General features: G+C 74.2%; 16 protein-coding genes. 8 read left to right on the top strand and 8 right to left on the bottom strand.

Going from position 1 to position 18,817, the window contains the following annotated elements; genetic code table 11:
- Positions 1 to 28: 28 nt before the first annotated feature.
- The 5 genes from ACIQVI_RS12490 to ACIQVI_RS12470 all read left to right on the top strand — a co-directional run bounded on the left by ACIQVI_RS12490 (position 29) and on the right by ACIQVI_RS12470 (position 6,698).
- Positions 29 to 1,000, top strand: a complete 972-nt coding sequence (locus ACIQVI_RS12490; RefSeq protein WP_403594383.1) for a cobalamin biosynthesis protein — start codon at positions 29 to 31, stop codon at positions 998 to 1,000.
- Positions 997 to 2,514, top strand: a complete 1,518-nt coding sequence (locus ACIQVI_RS12485; RefSeq protein ID WP_403594380.1) for a cobyric acid synthase — start codon at positions 997 to 999, stop codon at positions 2,512 to 2,514. The genes ACIQVI_RS12490 and ACIQVI_RS12485 overlap by 4 nt, the downstream gene beginning before the upstream one ends.
- 67 nt (positions 2,515 to 2,581) lie before the next feature.
- The gene (locus ACIQVI_RS12480) at positions 2,582 to 4,681 is read left to right on the top strand and encodes a putative cobaltochelatase (protein ID WP_403594377.1); all 2,100 of its coding nucleotides are present in this window, start codon (positions 2,582 to 2,584) and stop codon (positions 4,679 to 4,681) included.
- Positions 4,681 to 5,289 (top strand): cob(I)yrinic acid a,c-diamide adenosyltransferase, encoded by a 609-nt coding sequence (gene cobO, locus ACIQVI_RS12475; protein WP_403594374.1) that lies wholly within the window; start codon positions 4,681 to 4,683, stop codon positions 5,287 to 5,289. The genes ACIQVI_RS12480 and cobO overlap by 1 nt, the downstream gene beginning before the upstream one ends.
- The gene (locus ACIQVI_RS12470; protein ID WP_403594371.1) at positions 5,283 to 6,698 is read left to right on the top strand and encodes a cobyrinate a,c-diamide synthase; all 1,416 of its coding nucleotides are present in this window, start codon (positions 5,283 to 5,285) and stop codon (positions 6,696 to 6,698) included. Before cobO ends, ACIQVI_RS12470 begins: the two co-directional genes overlap by 7 nt.
- A gap of 2 nt (positions 6,699 to 6,700) precedes the next feature.
- On the opposite strand, the gene ACIQVI_RS12465 is transcribed toward ACIQVI_RS12470, so the two are convergent.
- On the bottom strand, positions 6,701 to 7,429 hold the full coding sequence (locus tag ACIQVI_RS12465; RefSeq protein WP_351971774.1) for a ZIP family metal transporter: 729 nt from the start codon (positions 7,427 to 7,429) through the stop codon (positions 6,701 to 6,703).
- A 6-nt stretch (positions 7,430 to 7,435) separates the two neighbouring features.
- Between ACIQVI_RS12465 and cobC the strand changes: the two genes are divergently transcribed.
- Positions 7,436 to 9,181 (top strand): Rv2231c family pyridoxal phosphate-dependent protein CobC, encoded by a 1,746-nt coding sequence (gene cobC, locus ACIQVI_RS12460; protein ID WP_403594367.1) that lies wholly within the window; start codon positions 7,436 to 7,438, stop codon positions 9,179 to 9,181.
- Positions 9,182 to 9,435: 254 nt separating this feature from the next.
- Here the strand turns inward: cobC and ACIQVI_RS12455 are convergent, their stop codons facing one another.
- The 3 genes from ACIQVI_RS12455 to ACIQVI_RS12445 all read right to left on the bottom strand — a co-directional run bounded on the left by ACIQVI_RS12455 (position 9,436) and on the right by ACIQVI_RS12445 (position 12,663).
- The gene (locus ACIQVI_RS12455) at positions 9,436 to 10,431 is read right to left on the bottom strand and encodes an SCO1860 family LAETG-anchored protein (RefSeq protein ID WP_403594364.1); all 996 of its coding nucleotides are present in this window, start codon (positions 10,429 to 10,431) and stop codon (positions 9,436 to 9,438) included.
- Positions 10,432 to 10,749: 318 nt separating this feature from the next.
- Complete coding sequence (locus tag ACIQVI_RS12450; RefSeq protein WP_403594361.1) at positions 10,750 to 11,469, bottom strand: siderophore-interacting protein; 720 nt, start codon at positions 11,467 to 11,469, stop codon at positions 10,750 to 10,752.
- Positions 11,470 to 11,577: 108 nt separating this feature from the next.
- Positions 11,578 to 12,663 carry an amidohydrolase family protein gene (locus tag ACIQVI_RS12445; RefSeq protein ID WP_403594358.1) on the bottom strand — a complete coding sequence of 362 codons (1,086 nt, stop codon included), beginning with the start codon at positions 12,661 to 12,663 and terminating at the stop codon, positions 11,578 to 11,580.
- A gap of 86 nt (positions 12,664 to 12,749) precedes the next feature.
- Between ACIQVI_RS12445 and ACIQVI_RS12440 the strand changes: the two genes are divergently transcribed.
- Positions 12,750 to 13,850: an aminotransferase class V-fold PLP-dependent enzyme gene (locus ACIQVI_RS12440; protein WP_351971790.1), complete on the top strand. Its 1,101-nt coding sequence runs from the start codon at positions 12,750 to 12,752 to the stop codon at positions 13,848 to 13,850.
- 70 nt (positions 13,851 to 13,920) lie between these two features.
- On the opposite strand, the gene ACIQVI_RS12435 is transcribed toward ACIQVI_RS12440, so the two are convergent.
- Positions 13,921 to 14,985 carry an alkene reductase gene (locus ACIQVI_RS12435; RefSeq protein ID WP_351971779.1) on the bottom strand — a complete coding sequence of 355 codons (1,065 nt, stop codon included), beginning with the start codon at positions 14,983 to 14,985 and terminating at the stop codon, positions 13,921 to 13,923.
- A gap of 141 nt (positions 14,986 to 15,126) precedes the next feature.
- On the opposite strand from ACIQVI_RS12435, the gene ACIQVI_RS12430 reads away from it, so the two are divergent.
- A complete protein-coding gene (locus ACIQVI_RS12430) occupies positions 15,127 to 15,636 on the top strand; it encodes a MarR family winged helix-turn-helix transcriptional regulator (protein ID WP_403594355.1) in 510 nt (169 codons plus the stop codon).
- Positions 15,637 to 15,644: 8 nt separating this feature from the next.
- Here the strand turns inward: ACIQVI_RS12430 and ACIQVI_RS12425 are convergent, their stop codons facing one another.
- The 3 genes from ACIQVI_RS12425 to ACIQVI_RS12415 all read right to left on the bottom strand — a co-directional run bounded on the left by ACIQVI_RS12425 (position 15,645) and on the right by ACIQVI_RS12415 (position 18,811).
- Positions 15,645 to 16,703, bottom strand: coding sequence for an aminotransferase class V-fold PLP-dependent enzyme (locus ACIQVI_RS12425; RefSeq protein WP_351971781.1), 1,059 nt, complete (start codon positions 16,701 to 16,703; stop codon positions 15,645 to 15,647).
- Positions 16,704 to 16,860: 157 nt separating this feature from the next.
- On the bottom strand, positions 16,861 to 17,571 hold the full coding sequence (locus ACIQVI_RS12420; protein WP_403594351.1) for a DsbA family oxidoreductase: 711 nt from the start codon (positions 17,569 to 17,571) through the stop codon (positions 16,861 to 16,863).
- 394 nt (positions 17,572 to 17,965) lie between these two features.
- The gene (locus tag ACIQVI_RS12415) at positions 17,966 to 18,811 is read right to left on the bottom strand and encodes a helix-turn-helix domain-containing protein (RefSeq protein ID WP_403594348.1); all 846 of its coding nucleotides are present in this window, start codon (positions 18,809 to 18,811) and stop codon (positions 17,966 to 17,968) included.
- Positions 18,812 to 18,817 lie beyond the last annotated feature (6 nt).

The following is an 18,817-nucleotide window of genomic DNA, read 5'->3' as shown; positions in this document are numbered from 1 at the left end:
CGCGGACCCTGAGTGAGGACGGAGCGCCATGCCCGGCCGTCCCAGAGCCACCGGTGTCTTCGCCTACGGAGCGGCCGCGGGCCTCGCCCTCGACCTGCTCCTCGGCGACCCCCGCCGGGGGCACCCCGTCGCCGCGTTCGGCCGGACCGCCGCCGCCGTCGAGAAGCGCCTCCACCACGACCACCGGGGCTGGGGCGCCCTGCACACCGCCGTCTGCGCCGGGTCCACCGCCGCCCTCGGCGCCCTCGCCGCCCGGGCCGTGCGGGACCGGCCGGCCGCCGCCGTCGCGCTGACCGCCGCCTCCGTGTGGGCCGTCGTCGGCGGTACGACCCTGGGCCGGGAGGCCCGCGCGATCGGCGGGGCGCTGGCCGCCGGGGACCTGGAGGTGGCCCGGGAGCGGCTTCCCCACCTGTGCGGGCGCGACCCGCAGTCCCTGGACGGTCCCGCGATGGCCCGCGCGGTCGTCGAGTCGGTCGCCGAGAACACCTCGGACGCCGTGGTCGGCGCGCTGTTCTGGGGCGCGGTCGCGGGCGTGCCGGGACTCGTCGGCTTCCGGGCCGTCAACACCCTGGACGCGATGGTGGGCCACAAGTCGCCCCGGTACCGCCGCTTCGGCTGGGCCTCGGCCCGCCTCGACGACCTGGCGGGCTGGCCGGGCGCGCGCCTGACGGCCGCGCTCGCCACCGTCGCCGGAGGCGATCCGCGCGGGGCCGTACGGGCCTGGCGGGCGGACGCGTCGAAGCACCCGAGCCCCAACGCGGGCCCGGTCGAGGCCTCCTTCGCGGGCGCGTTGGGCGTACGGCTCGGGGGCACCCTCTCGTACGGCGGGCGCGTCGAGCACCGGCCGGTGCTCAACGGGGAGGGGCGGGCCGTCGAGGTGGCGGACGTCGAACGGGCGGTGGCGCTCTCGCGCCGGGTGACCGCGCTGACCCTGGCCGCCTGCGTGGGCGGCCGTCTGATCGCCGGCGCCGTGCGGCGCGGGAAGCGGAGGAGCGCATGACGGGCGGGAGGGGCGGGGGGCTGCTGGTCGCCGGGACCACGTCCGACGCGGGCAAGAGCGTCGTGACGGCCGGGATCTGCCGCTGGCTGGTCCGCAAGGGTCTGAAGGTGGCGCCGTTCAAGGGGCAGAACATGTCCCTCAACTCCTTCGTCACGCGCGAGGGCGCCGAGATCGGGCGGGCCCAGGCCATGCAGGCGCAGGCCGCCCGGGTCGAGCCGACCGCGCTGATGAACCCGGTGCTGCTCAAGCCGGGGAGCGACCGCTCCAGCCAGGTCGTCCTGATGGGGAAGCCGGTGGGCGAGCTGAGTGCCCGGGGCTACCACGGGGGACGCCAGAGGGAGCTGTTCGAGCCGGTCATGGCGTGCCTGGAGGAGCTGCGGAGCACGTACGACGCGGTGATCTGCGAGGGCGCGGGCAGCCCGGCCGAGATCAACCTGCGGCGCACCGACATCGTGAACATGGGCGTGGCGCGGGCCGCGAAGCTGCCCGTGGTGGTGGTCGGGGACATCGACCGGGGCGGGGTCTTCGCCCAGTTCTTCGGCACGACGGCGCTGCTGTCCCCCGAGGACCAGTCGCTCGTCGCCGGGTACCTGGTGAACAAGTTCCGGGGCGACGTGAGCCTGCTCGAACCCGGGCTCGACATGCTGTACGGGCTGACCGGGCGCCGGACCTTCGGCGTCCTGCCGTACGCGCACGGGCTCGGCATCGACGAGGAGGACGGCCTGCGGGTCTCCCTGCGGGGCACCGTCCGGGAGTCGGTGGTGGCGCCGCCGGTCGGCGCGGACGTGCTGCGGGTCGCCGTGTGCGCGGTCCCCCTGATGTCCAACTTCACGGACGTGGACGCGCTGGCGGCCGAGCCGGGCGTGGTCGTCCGGTTCGTGGACCGGCCCGAGGAGCTGGTCGACGCGGACCTGGTCGTCGTACCGGGCACGCGGGGCACGGTGAGGGCGCTCGCCTGGCTGCGGGAGCGCGGCCTCGCGGACGCCCTGGCCCGGCGCGCGGCCGAGGGCCGCCCGGTCCTCGGCATCTGCGGCGGCTTCCAGGCGCTGGGCGAGCGGATCGAGGACGAGGTCGAGTCGAAGGCCGGTGTGGTCGACGGGCTCGGCCTGCTTCCCGTACGGGTGCGGTTCGGGGTCGAGAAGACCCTGGCCCGGCCGGTCGGCGAGGCGCTCGGCGAGCGGGTCGAGGGGTACGAGATCCACCACGGCGTCGCGGACGTACGGGGCGGGGAGCCGTTCCTGGACGGCTGCCGGGTCGGCTCCGTGTGGGGCACCCACTGGCACGGCTCCCTGGAGAGCGACGGCTTCCGGCGCGCGTTCCTGCGGGAGGTCGCGACGGCGGCCGGACGCCGGTTCGTCCCCGCCCCGGACACCTCGTTCGGCGCCCTGCGCGAGGAACAGCTCGACCGGCTCGGCGACCTGATCGAGGAACACGCGGACACGGACGCGCTGCTGCGGCTGATCGAGCAGGGCGCCCCGACGGGGCTGCCGTTCGTGCCGCCCGGGGCGCCGTGAACGGGCCCGCCACCGACGGCCGTGTGCCGTCGTCCGAACACCAGCGATTCGAAGGAGAGACCACCCGATGAGCACCCGGTATCCGTTCACCGCCGTCGTCGGCATGGACGACCTGCGGCTCGCGCTGCTCCTGAACGCCGTCAGTCCGGCCGTGGGCGGTGTGCTGGTCCGGGGGGAGAAGGGGACCGCGAAGTCCACCGCCGTGCGGGCGCTCGCCGAGCTGCTGCCGGTCGTGCCGGTGGTCGCGGGCTGCCGGTTCAGCTGCGACCCGGCGTCCCCCGACCCGGGCTGCCCGGACGGGCCGCACGGGGCGGGGCCGGGGGCCGAGCGGCCCGCGCGGATGGTCGAGCTCCCCGTCGGCGCCTCCGAGGACCGGCTCGTGGGGTCGCTCGACATCGAGAAGGCGCTCGCGGAGGGCGTGAAGGCGTTCGAGCCGGGGCTGCTCGCCGACGCCCACCGGGGCATCCTCTACGTCGACGAGGTCAACCTCCTCCACGACCACCTGATCGACCTGCTGCTCGACGCCGCCGCCATGGGCTTCTCGAACGTCGAGCGCGAGGGCGTCTCCGTGCGGCACGCCGCCCGGTTCCTGCTCGTCGGGACCATGAACCCCGAGGAGGGCGAGCTGCGGCCGCAGCTCCTCGACCGGTTCGGGCTGACCGTGGAGGTCGCCGCCTCCCGCGACCCCGAGCAGCGGGTGGAGGTCGTGCGGCGGCGGCTCGCCTTCGAGGACGACCCGGCCGCGTTCGCCGCGCGCTGGGCCGGCGAGGAGGCCGCGCTGCGCGCGCGGATCGTCGCCGCGCGCGCCCTCCTCCCGCAGGTGACCCTCGAGGACGCCGTGCTGCTCCAGATCGCCGCGACCTGCGCCGCGTTCGAGGTGGACGGGATGCGCGCCGACATCGTCATGGCCCGCACGGCCACCGCGCTCGCCGCCTGGGCCGGACGGACCGAGGTCACCTCCGAGGACGTGCGGCAGGCCGCGCTCCTGGCCCTCCCCCACCGCCGCAGGCGCTCGCCCTTCGACGCGCCGGGCCTCGACGAGGACAAGCTCGACGAGACCCTCGAACAGTTCAAGGGCGAGGACCCGGACCCCGATCCGGAGCCGGACGGCCCGGGAGACGGCGGGCCTGACGACGGCGGCCCGGGAGACGGCGGCCCCGGCGGGGGCGGCCCGGACGGCGGCGGGATCCCGCCGCAGGGCGACGGGCCCGCGCCCGAGGACGTACCGGCGCCGGAAGAGGCCCCCGTGCCCGAGCCCGCGCCGCAGAAGGCCGAAGCGGGCGCCGGTTCCGGCGAGCGGGCCGCCGTCAAGGCCGCCGAGCCCTTCCGTACGAAGGTGCTGAGCGTGCCCGGACTCGGCGAGGGCGCGGCCGGGCGCCGCTCCCGGGCCCGGACCGAGCACGGCCGGACGACCGGCTCCACCCGGCCCCGGGGCACGCTGACCAAGCTGCACCTGGCCGCGACCGTGCAGGCCGCCGCCCCGCACCAGAAGGCGCGCGGGCGGACCGGGCGCGGGCTCGTGGTCCGGCGCGACGACCTGCGGCAGGCGACCCGGGAGGGCCGCGAGGGCAACCTCGTGCTCTTCGCGGTCGACGCCTCGGGCTCGATGGCGGCCCGGCAGCGGATGAGCGCGGTCAAGGGCGCGGTGCTGTCGCTGCTCCTCGACGCCTACCAGCGGCGCGACAAGGTCGGTCTGGTCACCTTCCGGGGCCGGGACGCCGAGGTGGCGCTGCCGCCGACCTCGTCCGTGGACGCGGCCGCCGCCCGGCTCGAACAGCTTCCGACCGGGGGCCGCACCCCCCTGTCGGCCGGGCTGCTCAAGGCCCACGACGTGCTGCGGGTCGAGCGGCTGCGGGACCCCTCGCGCCGCCCCCTGCTCGTCGTCGTGACGGACGGGCGGGCGACCGGGGGACGGGCGGCCGGGGACCCGGTGGCGCTCGCCGCCCGCGCGGCGCGGCTGCACGCCGCCGAGGGCACGGCGTCGGTCGTCGTGGACTGCGAGACGGGGCCGGTGCGGCTCGGCCTGGCCGGGCAGCTCGCGCGCGAACTCGGGGGCACGGCGGTGACGTTGGACGAGCTGCGCGCCGACTCGATCGCCGGCCTCGTCAGGGACGTACAGGCAGGACAGGCAGGGCACGCAGCACAGGCAACCAGGAGGGCCGCTTAATGCCGCAGGGACAGCCGACCGTCGTTCCCGACGACGGTCTGACCACCCGCCAGCGCCGCAACCGCGCGCTGGTGATGGTCCACACGGGCATCGGCAAGGGGAAGTCGACCGCCGCCTTCGGCATGGCGCTGCGCGCCTGGAACCAGGGCTGGCCGGTCGGGGTGTTCCAGTTCGTGAAGTCCGCCAAGTGGAAGGTCGGCGAGGAGAACGCCCTCAAGGCGCTCGGCGAGACCGGCAAGGGCGGCACGGTCACCTGGAACAAGATGGGCGAGGGCTGGTCCTGGATCCAGCGCGAGGTCGCCGAGGGCGAGCAGTCGCACGAGGACAAGGCCCGCGAGGGCTGGGAGCAGGTCAAGCGGGACCTCGCGGAGGAGACGTACAAGTTCTACGTCCTCGACGAGTTCGCCTACCTCCTGCACTGGGGCTGGATCGACGTGAACGAGGTCGTGGAGGTGCTGCGGAACCGTCCCGGGCAGCAGCACGTCGTCATCACCGGCCGCAACGCGCCGCAGGAGCTGGTGGACTTCGCGGACCTGGTCACCGACATGTCCAAGGTCAAGCACCCGATGGACGCCGGTCAGAAGGGCCAGCGGGGCATCGAGTGGTAGCACGTCTCGTCATCGCCGCGCCCTCCTCGGGCGCGGGCAAGACCACGGTCGCGACCGGCCTGATGGCCGCGTTCGCGGGCCGCGGCCTGGCCGTCTCCCCGCACAAGGTCGGCCCGGACTACATCGACCCCGGCTACCACGCGCTCGCGACGGGCCGCCCGGGGCGCAACCTCGACGCGTACATGTGCGGTACGGGCCTGGTGGCGCCGCTCTTCCTGCACGGGTCGCGCGGCTGCGACCTGGCCGTGGTCGAGGGGGTCATGGGCCTGTACGACGGGGCCGCCGACCAGGGCGAGCTGGCGTCCACCGCGCAGGTGGCGAAGCTCCTCAAGGCGCCGGTGGTGCTCGTCGTGGACGCGTCCTCGCAGTCGCGGTCGGTGGCCGCGCTCGTGCACGGGTTCGCGTCCTGGGACCCGGAGGTGCGGATCGGGGGCGTGATCCTCAACAAGGTCGCGACCGACCGGCACGAGCACCTGCTGCGGGAGGCGCTCGGGGAGTCCGGGGTGCCGGTCCTCGGCGTGCTGCGGCGGGCGCCCGCCGTGGCGACGCCCTCGCGGCACCTGGGGCTCGTACCGGTGGCCGAGCGGCAGGCCGCCGCCGTGGAGGCGGTGGCGGCGCAGGCCGAACAGGTCCTGGCCGGGTGCGACATGGAGGCGCTGCTCGCGCTCGCCCGGTCGGCGCCGGAGCTGCGCGCGGAGGCGTGGTCACCGGAGGTCGTGGGGCCGGCGGTCGCCGGCGCGCGCCCCCGGATCGCGATGGCGGGCGGGGCCGCGTTCACGTTCTCGTACGCCGAGCACACCGAGCTGCTGACCGCCGCCGGGGCCGAGGTCGTCACCTTCGACCCGCTGCGCGACGAGGCGCTGCCCGAGGGGACCTCGGGGCTGGTGATCGGCGGCGGTTTCCCCGAGGTGTACGGGGGCGAGCTGTCCGCCAACGAGCCGCTGCGGAAGGCCGTGGCGGACCTCGCCGCCTCGGGCGCGCCGGTCGCGGCCGAGTGCGCCGGGCTGCTCTATCTGGCGCGGTCCCTCGACGGCACGCCCATGTGCGGGGTGCTCGACGCGGACGCGCGCATGTCGGAGCGGCTGACGCTGGGGTACCGGGACGCGGTGGCCGTCAGCGACAGCGTCCTGGCGCCCGCCGGGGCGCGGATGCGGGGGCACGAGTTCCACCGCACCGTGATCGAGCCGGGCGCCGGGGAGCGGCCCGCGTGGGGGCTGCGGCAGCCGGGGCGGCGCGTCGAGGGCTTCGTGCGGGGCGGGGTGCACGCCAGTTACGTGCACACGCACTGGGCGGGCGCTCCCGAGGCGGCGACGCGGTTCGTGGCGTCCGCCGCGGGCTGGAGCGCGGGCGGTTCGGTCGCGGACGGCTCTGTCGCGGGTGGTCCGGTTTCGGGCGGTCCGGTTTCGTGAGGTCAGCCGCCGGAGGCCCCGACCACCAGCCAGATGAAGCCGACGCCCGTCACCGTGCACAGCAGGGTGGAGCGGGCGGGGTGGTCGTGGTGGGCCTCCGGCAGGATCTCGGCGGCGGCGAGGTAGAGCAGGGCGCCGCCGAAGAAGCCGAGATAGCCGCCGAGAAGTTCCTCCGGAAGGGTGAACAGCAGAGTGGAGGCGGCGCCGAGGACGGGGGCGACGGCGTCCGCGACGAGCATCGCGAGGGCCTTGCGGCGCGCGTTCCCGTAGAGGCTCGTGATCGTGTACGTGTTGAAGCCGTCGGCGAAGTCGTGGGTGATGACGGCGAGGGCGACGGTGGCGCCCATGCCGCCGCCGACCTGGAAGGCGGCGCCGAGCGCGATGCCGTCCATGAGGCTGTGGCCGACCATCGCGGCGGCGGCCGTCATGCCGACCTGGGGCACCCTCTCGCCGGCCGAGACCCCGTGCGCGGCCCGGCGTACGGCGAGCAGGCGCTCCACGACGTGGGCGAAGAGGAAGCCGCCGACGAAGAGCAGCAGGGCCTCCGGGACGCCGAACACCTCGTTCCCGGCGGCCTCCAGGGCCTCGGGCAGGAGGTCGAGTCCGACGACGCCGAGCATGAGCCCGCCGGCGAGTCCGAGGACGAGGTGACGCCGGTCGGTGACGCGCCCGGCGACCCATCCTCCGAAGAGCGTCATGAGGAACGCGCCGAGCGCGACGACCACAGCCATGGGGCTTTGCTATCGGATGGGGAGGCGTCCGCGCACCTCGGTGTGGGCGCCCGGTCGGGCGTTCCGGCGGACGAGGTGCTGGCCCTCGTGGACGCGGTCCTGGCGGAGGCGGGGCTGGCGCGCACGGCCGTCCGGTCCCTCGCCACAATGGACGCGCGGGCGGCGGAGCCGGGGATCGCGGGGGCGGCGGCGGTGCTCGGCGTGCCGGTGCGGGGTTTCGCGGCCGGGGAGTTGGCGGCCGTGTCCGTACCGCACCCGTCCGCGCGGCCCCTGGCGACGACGGGCACGGCCTCGGTGGCGGAGGCGGCGGCGCTGCTCGCGGCGGGCGGGGGCCGGGGGGCGGGTACCGGTACGGGTGCGGGTGCCGGTGACGGGGTGGGTGCGGGTGCCGACGCGGGGACGGATGCCGGTGTCGGGGCGGGTGCGGGTGCCTGGACGGGTGCGGGTGCCGGGGCCGGTGCGGTCGCGGGGGCGGGCGGGGACGGGGTGGTGGAGCCCGTGGCATACGCGCGGGGCGTGCTGCTCGTACCGAAGCGGAAAACCCGGCGCGTAACGTGCGCTCTCGCCGCTTCCGTCCCGGTTCGGCCGCGCGAAGACGCCCCGGGCGCGCGGTTGTTGCCCCGAACTCACGGGTACATCGCTGGCGAGCCTGGCTCACCCCCCACCATCCCCACCCCCCACACGACGGCGGCCATGGACATGCACACGCATACCGACGCCCACGACCTTCGCCACCACGGTGACGCCGAGGTCAGGGACGAGAAACTCATCGACCTGGCGGTCAACGTCCGGACGGACACCCCTCCGGACTGGCTGCGCAGACGCATCGCCGACTCCCTGACCGGTCTCGCCGCCTATCCCGACGGCCGGGTCGCGCGGGCGGCGGTCGCCGAGCGGCACGACCTGCCCCCGAACCGGGTGCTGCTCACGGCCGGCGCGGCGGAGGCCTTCGTGCTGATCGCGCGGGCGCTGCCGGCGCGGCGGCCGGTGGTGGTGCACCCGCAGTTCACCGAGCCGGAGGCGGCGCTGCGCGACGCCGGGCACGCGGTGGACCGGGTGCTGCTGCGCGAGGAGGACGGCTTCCGGCTGGATCCGGCGGCGGTCCCGGAGGACGCGGACCTGGTGGTGATCGGGAACCCCACCAATCCGACCTCCGTGCTGCACCCGGCCGCCTCGATCGCCGCGCTCGCCCGGCCGGGGCGGACCCTGGTGGTGGACGAGGCCTTCATGGACGCGGTGCCGGGCGAGCGGGAGTCGCTCGCCGGGCGGACGGACCTGCCGGGGCTCGTGGTGCTGCGGAGCCTCACCAAGACCTGGGGCCTGGCCGGGCTGCGGATCGGGTACGTGCTCGCCGGGCCCGAGACGGTCGCGGCCCTGGAGCGGGCGCAGCCGCTGTGGCCGGTGTCGACGCCCGCTCTGGTGGCGGCGGAGGCCTGCATGTCGCGGGCGGCGCTCGCGGAGGCCGAGCACGCGGCGCACCGGATCGGGATGGAGCGGGCCCATCTGCTCGCCGGGCTCGCGGAGTTCGACGAGGTGCGGACGGTGGCGGGGGCCGAGGCGCCCTTCGTGCTCGTGCGAATCGACGGGGCGGACGCGGTGCGGGAGCGGCTGCGGTCGCTGGGCTTCGCGGCCCGCCGGGGCGACACGTTCCCGGGGCTCGACCGGAACTGGCTGCGGCTCGCGGTCCGGGACCGGGCGACGACGAACCGCTTCCTCCAGGCGCTGGACCAGGCGTTGTTGATGGGGGGCTGAGGAGGTCTCCGCCGCCCGTCCCCGGGAACGGGTCCGGGTCCCGGGCCGGCTTTCAGGGTCACCCGGGGCCGGGGCGGCCTCGGGGTCCTGGGCCAGCCTTCGGGGTCCCCGGGGCCTTCGGAGTCACCCGGGGCCTTCGGGCCCTCCCGGGAACGGGCCGGGGCCCGGGAAGGGCGGTGTCGTCACCGCCGCCCTTCCCGGGCCCCGCCGTTTCCTCTTCCCCCCGCGCCCCCCGGCGCCTCCCCCTCGGGCCGTCAGCCGCGCGAGCGGGCCCGTGAGCGGGTCAGCGCGAGCGCGCCGCCGCCCGCCACGACGAGGGCGAGCGCCCCGGCCGCGATGTACGGGGTGGTGGAGCTGCCGCCGGTCTCGGCGAGGTTCTGGGTGGGGGTGGTGCCGTTGTTGGTGGTGAGGCCGCCGCCGTCGCTCGGCTCGGCGGAGGGCTCCTGGGTCGGCTGCTCGGAGGGCCGTTCGGTGGGCCGCTCCGTCGGCTTCGCGGTGGGCTTCTCGGTCGGCTTCTCGGTCGGCTCGGTGCCCTTCGGCGTCTCGCAGGTCGCCTCGGCCAGGGTGACGGTGCCGTCGACCTTCGCGACGCCCAGGTCCAGCGGGTTGACCTTCACCTTGAGTTCGAGGGCGGTCGCCGCGGCGGTGCGGGAGGTCGTGGAGGTGCGGGAGAGGTCCAGGGTGACCTCGCCGACGCCGGGCACGGTGACCTGGGTCCGGCCGCCCGCCGAGAGGGTGGTCTTCTTGCCGAGGACGGTCACGTGGCCGAGGACGTTGGACTCGGCGACCGGCCGCTTCCCCACCTCGCACAGCGCCTTGGAGGTGACCTTCTCGACCTCGATCAGGGAGAGCAGCGGGAGACCGGGGACGTGCACGCGCGCCTTGACGAGGTTCACGTGCCCCTCGGCCTTCTCCTCGTCCACCGTGGCCTCGGAGGTGGCGACGTCGGCCTTGAGGATGTCGACCGGCTTGCCGTCCTCGGCCCCCTGCACCTTCACGGAGAGCGCGGTCTCGTTCTCGCTCTCCGGCGCCTTGACCTCGTTGAGGGAGGCCCGGACCGGCACGTTCACGGTCTTGCCGAGGAGGGAGACGTCGAGGCCGGTCCGCAGGACGACGGCGGTGGCGCGTCCTTCGCCGCCCGTGGCGTGCGCCGCGGGGGCCGCGAGGAGCACGGGGCCGACGACCAGGGCGGCGACGGTCGCGGCGGCCGCGGAACGGCGTACGGGCAGGGAGAAGGTGTTGCTGTTCAAGGTGGTGGAACCCCCACAGGAGACATGGCGTCGCCGGCCGCTCACCACGGGGACGGTGGTTCGGCGCGGTCCGGCGACTTGGGACACCGGAATCTTTACGCACGGAGAGTGAACCGGCAGTCACCTGGAGCCAGTTCACTCCAAAGGGGGGTTTCCGTTTTCCTTTTCGATTCTTTTCGCTACAACCGTTCTCGCTCGCCCCGTGCGTTTCGCACGAACGGGCGGGTGCGGGCGCGGGCGGGAACGGCGGGCGGGGTGCGGGCAGGGGTGTGAACGACCGGTTCCGCTCCGGGGTAACGGATCGTCAACCTGGCGCGCTCAGCCCTCGCGCCAGTACCCGAGCGCGTGGACGCGCTCCTTGGGCAGCGCCAGCTCCTTGCGCGCGTATCCGCCGAGGGCGCGGGTGGTCGCGGTGTCGCAGGCGATCCAGACGTACGCGGCGGGGTCGGCGAGCGCGGGCAGTTCGGCCTTCACGCGGGCGACGAGCGCGGCGCCGCCCTTCTCGCGGGGCACCCGGCGCAGGTCGTGCCGCTCGGGGTCGACACGGAACGGCAGTTCGTCGTCGGAGGCGTGCTGGGTCTCGAACCAGACGGTGGCCGGGAGGTCCGGGAAGGCGTCGAGCAGGGAGTTGACCGCGGGCAGGGAGGCCGCGTCGCCGACCACGAGCAGGCGCCCGGGCAGCGGGGCGGGGGCCTCGAAGCCGGTGCCCTGGAGGGTGGCCTCGACGGTGTCGCCCGCGGCGCAGTCCCGGGCCCAGCGGCTCGCGACCCCGTCGTGGAGCGCGAACTCCAGGCTGAAGGTGCCGGCCTCCACGTCCGGGTCGACGAGGGTGTAGGCGCGCTGGTGCGGCTTGCCGCCGTTGTCGAACCAGACGCGGACCCACATCGTCGGGTGGACCCCGGCGGCGGCGAGGAGGCCGCCGTCCGTGAAGTGCACCCGCCGGTAGTCCTCGGTGACCTGCTCGGCGCCCGTCACGGTGAACGTGAAGTCCTTGCCGCGCATCAGCTTGAGAACGGCGCCCTGCCAGCCGTGACCCACCGCGATCCCCTCCCCTGTGGTTACTGCCGATTAATTTAGGTCACCCTAACCTGAGGATCCGCGGGGCAGGAGGGGGCGGTGGTCCCCACGGGCCGGGAAGGCCGCCGGTCAGCCGACGATCCGCCCGTTGACGACGATCCGCCGCGGCGCCGCCAGGACGCGGACGTCCGCGCGCGGGTCCTCGTCGTAGACGACGAGGTCGGCGGGGGCGCCCTCCTCCAGGGCGGGGCGGCCCAGCCACGCCCTGGCCCCCCAGGTGGTGGCCGAGAGGGCGTCGATCGGCGGGATGCCGGCCCGGGTCAGCTCCTCGACCTCCTCCGCGACCAGGCCGTGGGCGAGGGAGCCGCCCGCGTCGGTGCCGACGAAGACCGGGACGCCCGCGTCGTAGGCGGCGCGGACCGTGTCGTACCGCCGCGCGTGCAGCCGTCGCATGTGGGCCGACCAGCGGGGGAACTTCTCCTGGCCGCCGTCCGCGAGGTGCGGGAAGGTCGCGATGTTGACCAGGGTCGGGACGATGGCGACGCCCCGCTCCGCGAAGAGCGGGACGGTGTCCTCGGTGAGCCCGGTGGCGTGCTCGATACAGTCGATGCCCGCTTCGACGAGGTCGCGGAGGGAGTCCTCGGCGAAGCAGTGGGCGGTGACCCGGGCGCCGAGCCGGTGCGCCTCCGCGATGGCCGCCTCCACCTCGGGGCGCGGCCAGCAGGCGGTGAGGTCGCCGGCCTCGCGGTCGATCCAGTCGCCGACGAGCTTGACCCAGCCGTCGCCCCTGCGGGCCTCCCGGCCGACGTACGCGACGAGGTCGGCGGGCTCGATCTCGTGGGCGTAGTTGCGGATGTAGCGGCGGGTGCGGGCGATGTGCCGCCCCGCGCGGATGATCTTCGGCAGGTCCTCGCGGTCGTCGATCCAGCGGGTGTCGGAGGGCGAGCCCGCGTCGCGGATCAGCAGGGTCCCGGCGTCCCGGTCGGTGAGGGCCTGCTTCTCGGCGGTGTCCGCGTCGACGGGCCCGTGCCGGTCGAGGCCGACGTGGCAGTGGGCGTCGACGAGTCCGGGCAGCACCCAGCCCGTCACCTTCAGGGCCTCCACCGGGGGCCGTTCGAAGGTGATCCGCCCGTCCACGCACCAGAGTTCCTCCCGTACGTCCTCCGGGCCGACGAGCACCCGCCCCCGCACGTGCAACACCTCGTGATCGCTCATGCCTGCACTGTACGAGGGCGCGCGGGAGGGGTGGGCGTACGCTGGCCGGGCCCGTACCGCCGACCCGAGAAGGCACCACCGTGACCGTGACGCACCCGCTCCTGGACCTCGCCCCGCTGACCGCCGCGCACTTCGCGTCGATCGAGCGGCGGGTGGCCGCGCTGCTCTCCACGGAGCAGGACGTGGTGATCACCCAGGGCGAGGCGCTGCTGCCGCTCGAAGGGTGCATCCGGAGCGGGGCGCGGGCCGGTTCGACCGCGCTGAACGTGGTCACCGGCCCGTACGGGCAGACCTTCGGGAACTGGCTGCGGGACTGCGGGGCGACCGTGGTCGACCTGGAGGTGCCCTTCCACGCGGCGGTGACGGCGGAGCAGGTGGAGCGGGCGCTCGCCGAGCACCCGGAGATCGACTTCGTGTCCCTGGTGCACGCGGAGGCGGCGACCGGCAACACCAACCCGGTCGCGGAGATCGGCGAGGTCGTACGGGCCCACGGCGCGCTGTTCTACCTGGACGCGGTGGCATCGATCGGCGCGGAGCCGGTGCTTCCGGACGCGTGGGGCGTGGACATGTGCATCATCGGCGCGCAGAAGGCGATGGGCGGCCCGGCGGGCGTGTCCGCGGTGTCGGTGAGCGCGCGGGCCTGGGAGCGGTTCGCCGCCAACCCGGCCGCGCCGCGCCGCTCGTACCTCTCACTCCTGGACTGGAAGGAGCGCTGGATCGACGGCGGCCGGAAGGCGCTCCTTCACGCGCCGGCGCAGCTGGAGATGCTGGCCCTGGAGGCCTGTGTGGAGCGGATCGAGGCGGAGGGCCTGGACGCGCTGATGGCGCGGCACGCCTCGGCGGCGGCCGCGACCCGCGCGGGCGCGCTCGCGCTGGGCGGCGGTCTGGAGCCGTACGTGTACGAGGCGAAGGACGCGGCCCCGGTGGCGACGACGCTGCGCACCCCGGCGGGTGTGGACGCGGCCGGGCTGGTGGCGAAGGCGCTCGCGGCCGATCCGTCGCTGCCGTTGATCGCGGGCGGCGGGGCGCTGTCCGGGGAGATGATCCGGGTGAACCACTACGGGGTGGACGCGACCCCGGGTGCCGTCCGGTCCTCGCTCGCGGCGCTGGGCGCGGCGCTCGGGGAGACGGGCCGCGCGGTGGACCTGGAGGGCGCGGGCCGCGCGGTGACGGAGGCCTGGAAGTAGAACGCCGTACGGGCCGGGGGGCGGGGACCCGACACCGGGATCCCGCCCCCTTCTCCGTGCGCCCGGCCGGTTACAGCGCCGGGTAGTCCGTGTAGCCGCGGTGGTCGCCGCCGAAGAAGGTGGCGGGGTCCGGGGTGTTGTACGGGCCGCCGGCCTTCAGGCGGGCGGGCAGGTCGGGGTTGGCGATGAAGAGGGCGCCGTAGGCGACGAGGTCGGCGGTGCCGTCCTCGATCAGGGCGAGGGCCTCGGGGCCGGTCGGGCCCTCGGTGGCCGGGTTGAGGACGAAGGTGCCGGAGAACGCCTTGCGCAGGGCGAGGGTCAGCTCGCGGACCTCGGGCTTGGCCTCGGTGACGTGCAGGTACGCGATGCCGATCGGGTCGATCGCGGCGACGAGGGCCGGGTAGATCGCGTCGGTGTCGGTCTCGGCGATGTCGTTGTAGGTGTTGGCCGGGGAGACGCGCAGGCCGGTGCGCTCGGGGCCGATCTCGGCGGCGACGGCCTTGACGACCTCGACGGCGAAGCGGATGCGGTTCTCGACCGGGCCGCCCCACTCGTCGGTGCGGTGGTTGGAGCCGGTGGCGAGGAACTGCTGGATCAGATAGCCGTTGGCGCCGTGGATCTCGACGCCGTCGAAGCCGGCCTCGACGGCGTTGCGGGCGGCGGTGGCGAAGCCGGCGATCGTCTCCGTTATCTCCTCGGCGGTGAGCTCGCGCGGGGCGACGAAGTCGATGAGGGTGCCGGCGAAGATCTTTCCGGCCGGGGCGACGGCGGAGGGGCCGACGGGGTGGAGGCCGCCGCCGAGGACCTCGGGGTGGCTGATCCGGCCGGCGTGCATCAGCTGGGCGAAGATCCGGCCGCCCTTCGCGTGGACGGCGTCGGTGACCTCGCGCCAGGCGGCGATCTGCTCGGCGGTGTGCAGGCCGGGGGTGTTGGGGTAGCCCTGGCCGATGGCGGTGGGCTGGACGCCTTCGGTGATGATGAGGCCGGTGGAGGCGCGCTGGGCGTAGTACTCCGCGACGAGCGCGGTGGGGGTGCGGCTCTCGCCCTCGGCCCGGCTGCGGGTCATGGGGGCCATGGCGATGCGGTTGGCGAGCCGGGTGCCGGCGAGGTCGATCGGGTCGAAGGCGGTGGTCATGGCGGTCCCTTCGCGCAAGGTATGTGGTCGACCAAGTATCGGGTTTATGTGGTCGGCCAATCATCTGGTCCGGACGCCACTGTAACCCATTCCTTGGCCGACCAAGGTAATCTTTGTGTGACGACGTCCCGAGGAGCCACCGTGTCCGGAACCGACCCCGTCTGTACCGAGCCGCCGCCCGCCGCCACGCGCTGCGGGCCCGTCGGCCACTCCCTGGCGCTGGTCGCGCGGATGCACCGGATCGCCATGGGGCGGCGGCTGCGGGAGCTCGGGCTCTACCCGGGCCAGGAGCTGATGATGATGCGCCTGTGGGACTGCGGTCCGGTCCGGCAGTCGGAGCTGATCCAGTCCCTGGGCCTGGACCCGTCGACGGTGACGAAGATGCTCCAGCGGCTCGAACAGTGCGGGCACGTCCGCCGGGGCCCGGACCCGGCGGACCGGCGCGCGGTCCTGGTCGAGGCGACGGAGAAGGGCCAGGCGCTGCGGGCGGGCGTCGAGGACGCCTGGCAGGACCTGGAGTCGCGCTCGCTCGACGGACTCGGCGCGGCCGACCGCGCGGAGCTGGCCCGGCTGCTCGGTCTCGTCGCGGAGAACCTGCGGGAGGAGACCGAGGAGGCGGGCGAGTGCCCGCCGGGGCCGGAGGCCTGCTGAGAGCGTCCTCAGCCCGCGAGGACGTCCAGGGCGCGGTCCACGTCCGCCGTCGTGTTGTACAGGTGGAAGGAGGCCCGCAGGTTGCCCGCGCGGGCCGAGAGCAGGACGCCGGCCCGCTCCAGGGCGTCCGCGCGGTCCCCGAGGCCCGGGACGGCGACGACCGTCGAGTCGTCCGCGACCGGCTCGTGCCCGAGGGAGCGGAGCCCGGCGCGGAAGCGGGCCGCCAGCCCCTTGTCGTGGGCCTCGATCCGCTCGATGCCGATCTCTTCGAGGAGGGCGAGCGAGCGGGCCGCCCCGTGGTACGAGAGGAAGGCCATCGGCTCGTCGAACCGGCGGGCGGAGCGGGCGAGTTCGCGGACCGGTCCGTAGCTGTTGGCCCAGCGCTCCTCGCCGGTGACCCAGTTGGCGTGGATGGCGAGGAGCGAGTCCTGCGCCTCCTCGGTGACGGTGAGGAAGGACGCCCCGCGCGGGCAGAGCAGGTACTTGTAGCCGCCGGCGACCGTGTAGTCCCACTCCCCCGCGCGCAGCGGCAGCCAGCCGGCCGCCTGGGTGGCGTCCAGGAGGGTGCGGGCGCCGTGGGCGGCGGCGGCCTCCCGTACGGCCGCGAGGTCGGCCGTACGGCCGTCCGACGACTGCACGGCGGAGAGGGCGACGAGGTCGGTCTCCGGCCGCACGGACGCGGCGAGCCGCTCCAGGGGCGCGAAGCGGACCTTGAGGTCGCCGCGGATCGTGAAGGGGGTGATGACGGAGGAGAAGTCGCCCTCGGGGAAGAGCACCTCGGACCCGGCGGGCAGCGACTGGGCGACCATTCCGCAGTGCACGGCGACCGAGCTGCCGACGGCGACGCGCTCGGGGGCGACCGCGACGAGCCGGGCGAAGGTCGCCCGGGCCTCGTCGACGATCTCGAAGCTCCCGGACCCGCCGGGACGCCCGTCGGCGGTCTCCCGCGCGAGGAGCGTGACGGCCTCGACGGTCCGGCGGGGCATCAGTCCGCAGGTGGAGGTGTTCAGATAGGTCTTCTTGGGCGCGAACTCGGCGCTGCCGAGCGGCTGGTCGAGGGAATCCATGCCCCCACCCTGGATTCCCGACGATCACCCGTCAATCGTGCCCGCACCCGGGGGAGCGTCCAAGCGCGGCTTATCGCCGCAGGTCGGAGGGGGTACGGGCGCTCGGCCGGCGACCGGGGGCACCGAAATCCGGCCTGCGGACCGGGTCGGGCCCGGCTCAGGCCCCCGGGACCTCGCAGCCGTCCGGGCCGCAGGCCTCGGCGTCCGGGGCGGTGCCGAGCGGCTGGAGGGCGCGGCCCTGCCAGGCCTGTTCGAGGGCCTGGGTGAAGACCTCGGCGGGCTGGCCGCCGGAGACGCCGTAGCGGCGGTCGAGGACGAAGAACGGCACGCCGTTGGCGCCGAGCTCGGTGGCCTCGCGCTCGTCCTGCCGTACGTCGTCGGCGTAGGCGTCCCCGTCGGCGAGGACGGCCCGGACCTCGGTCTCGTCGAGACCGGCCTCCACGCCGAGCGCCACCAGGGTCTCGGCGTCGAAGACGGAGCGCTCCTCGGCGAAGTTGGCCCGGTAGGCCAGGTCCAGGAGCTCGCTCTGCCGGCCGCGCGCCTTGGCGAGGTGGAGCAGCCGGTGGATGTCGAAGGTGTTGCCGTGGTCACGGCCCTCGGTGCGGTAGCCGAGCCCCTCGGAGTGCGCGTTGGAGGCGACGTGCGCCTCCATGGCCCGGGCCTCGTCGAGGGTGCGGCCGTACTTCTTCGCCAGCATCTCCAGGACGGGCGCCGTGTCGCCCTTGGCCCGCCCGGGGTCGAGCTCGAAGGACCGGTGCACCACCTCGACGTCGTCACGATGGGCGAAGGCCGCGAGGCCCTTCTCGAAGCGCGCCTTGCCGATGTAGCACCAGGGGCAGGCGATGTCGCTCCAGATCTCGACGCGCATGGGGGTTCTCTCCGGGGGTGTGACGGGGGTGATGACGGGGTGTTCTGTGCGGGGAACGCTCCGACCTGCCCGTTTCATTCCCTGGGTGGGGGTGGTGTGAGGCGCGTCATCATCGGCCTTTTCAGCACTGTCCCCTCAAGGGTGGGGCGACGAGGCGGGAGAAATGCGGTGGGGCTGCCGTCATGCGTTTATCGATACGCCCCGAATCGACCAGGGGATAGTCGTCCAGCGCGAGCGTCCACGTCTGACAGACGGCTTCCAGGTGTCCGACGTCCCATTTCCGTTCGGCGAGGATCGCCCGTTCCTTCGCACCCACAGTGGGGTAGTGCGTCCCCATTTTGAAGGCTCTCGCCGGCCTGAATCCGGGCTACCCGAAGTGATGCCGGCGCCTTGCTCAGTACAGGGCATCGAAGGCCGCCATAATGAGCGCGCGGGCTTCTGTTCCGTATGCGGCAACCTCTTTCAAGTTCTCAAATGCCTTGAGGTACAGCGCTACGTCGCTGGGTTCTGTTTCCTTGATGGCCGCCGAGAGGGTTTCCACATGGACGCGCTTACGGTCGAAGATCGTGAAAGTCTCCAGCGGCCAGGCTGCCCGGGGTGCCGTGAACGGAATGACTCCCAGCGAGATCGACGGGAGTCCCATAACAGACAGCAGGTGTCCCAGTTGGGCGGCCATCACTTCCGCGCCGCCGATCCGGTAACGAAGGACTGATTCCTCGATCAGGACGGCGAATCGGTGATCGCCCTCATGGATCACCTGCGATCGGTTCACGCGCGCTGCGACAGCTCCGGATACGTCGTTCGGCGTTTCCCGAAACCGCGCGATCGAGGTCAGCAAGGCGGTTGCATAGTCCGGTGTCTGGAAGAATCCGGGTACCACGTTGGAGCAGTAGACATGAAATTGCTGGGTCTGTTCATAGAGCGGCACTCCCGACTCTTGCAGTCGCTTGAGTCCCGTTCGCTGTAGCCGCTTCCACTGAACGTACATGGAGTCGGCTTGACGGTTGGCGGCAATCAGGTCGGCGGCTAGCTCAGGGACGCCGCACGCTGTGCACCAGGCCCTTATGTCGGCGTCGCCAGGGGCAGTCTTCGCGTGCTCGATACGGGATGACTTGCTTTCGCTCCACCCGCACCGGACAGCCAACTCACGGGCCGTGATTCCCGCGTCAAGCCTCAATTCCCGCAGTCGAGCCGCTACGGCTTCCCTGGCTTCTTGGACTCTGGACGAAGGCGACGACATAAGTCA

The organism is Streptomyces sp. NPDC098101, assembly GCF_044760185.1.
In the GTDB taxonomy this organism is placed as follows: Bacteria; Actinomycetota; Actinomycetes; order Streptomycetales; family Streptomycetaceae; genus Streptomyces.
This window is presented reverse-complemented; position numbering and strand designations above follow the sequence as displayed.

Excerpts from the sequence above, each read along its gene's own strand:
- ACIQVI_RS12445 (WP_403594358.1), bottom strand. The coding sequence starts at position 12,663 with ATGAGCGATCACGAGGTGTTGCACGTGCGGGGGCGGGTGCTCGTCGGC.
- ACIQVI_RS12425 (WP_351971781.1), bottom strand. The coding sequence starts at position 16,703 with ATGGATTCCCTCGACCAGCCGCTCGGCAGCGCCGAGTTCGCGCCCAAG.
- ACIQVI_RS12465 (WP_351971774.1), bottom strand. The coding sequence starts at position 7,429 with ATGGCTGTGGTCGTCGCGCTCGGCGCGTTCCTCATGACGCTCTTCGGA.
- ACIQVI_RS12420 (WP_403594351.1), bottom strand. The coding sequence starts at position 17,571 with ATGCGCGTCGAGATCTGGAGCGACATCGCCTGCCCCTGGTGCTACATC.
- ACIQVI_RS12415 (WP_403594348.1), bottom strand. The coding sequence starts at position 18,811 with ATGTCGTCGCCTTCGTCCAGAGTCCAAGAAGCCAGGGAAGCCGTAGCG.
- ACIQVI_RS12490 (WP_403594383.1), top strand. The coding sequence starts at position 29 with ATGCCCGGCCGTCCCAGAGCCACCGGTGTCTTCGCCTACGGAGCGGCC.
- ACIQVI_RS12485 (WP_403594380.1), top strand. The coding sequence starts at position 997 with ATGACGGGCGGGAGGGGCGGGGGGCTGCTGGTCGCCGGGACCACGTCC.
- ACIQVI_RS12435 (WP_351971779.1), bottom strand. The coding sequence starts at position 14,985 with ATGACCACCGCCTTCGACCCGATCGACCTCGCCGGCACCCGGCTCGCC.
- cobO (WP_403594374.1), top strand. The coding sequence starts at position 4,681 with ATGCCGCAGGGACAGCCGACCGTCGTTCCCGACGACGGTCTGACCACC.
- ACIQVI_RS12480 (WP_403594377.1), top strand. The coding sequence starts at position 2,582 with ATGAGCACCCGGTATCCGTTCACCGCCGTCGTCGGCATGGACGACCTG.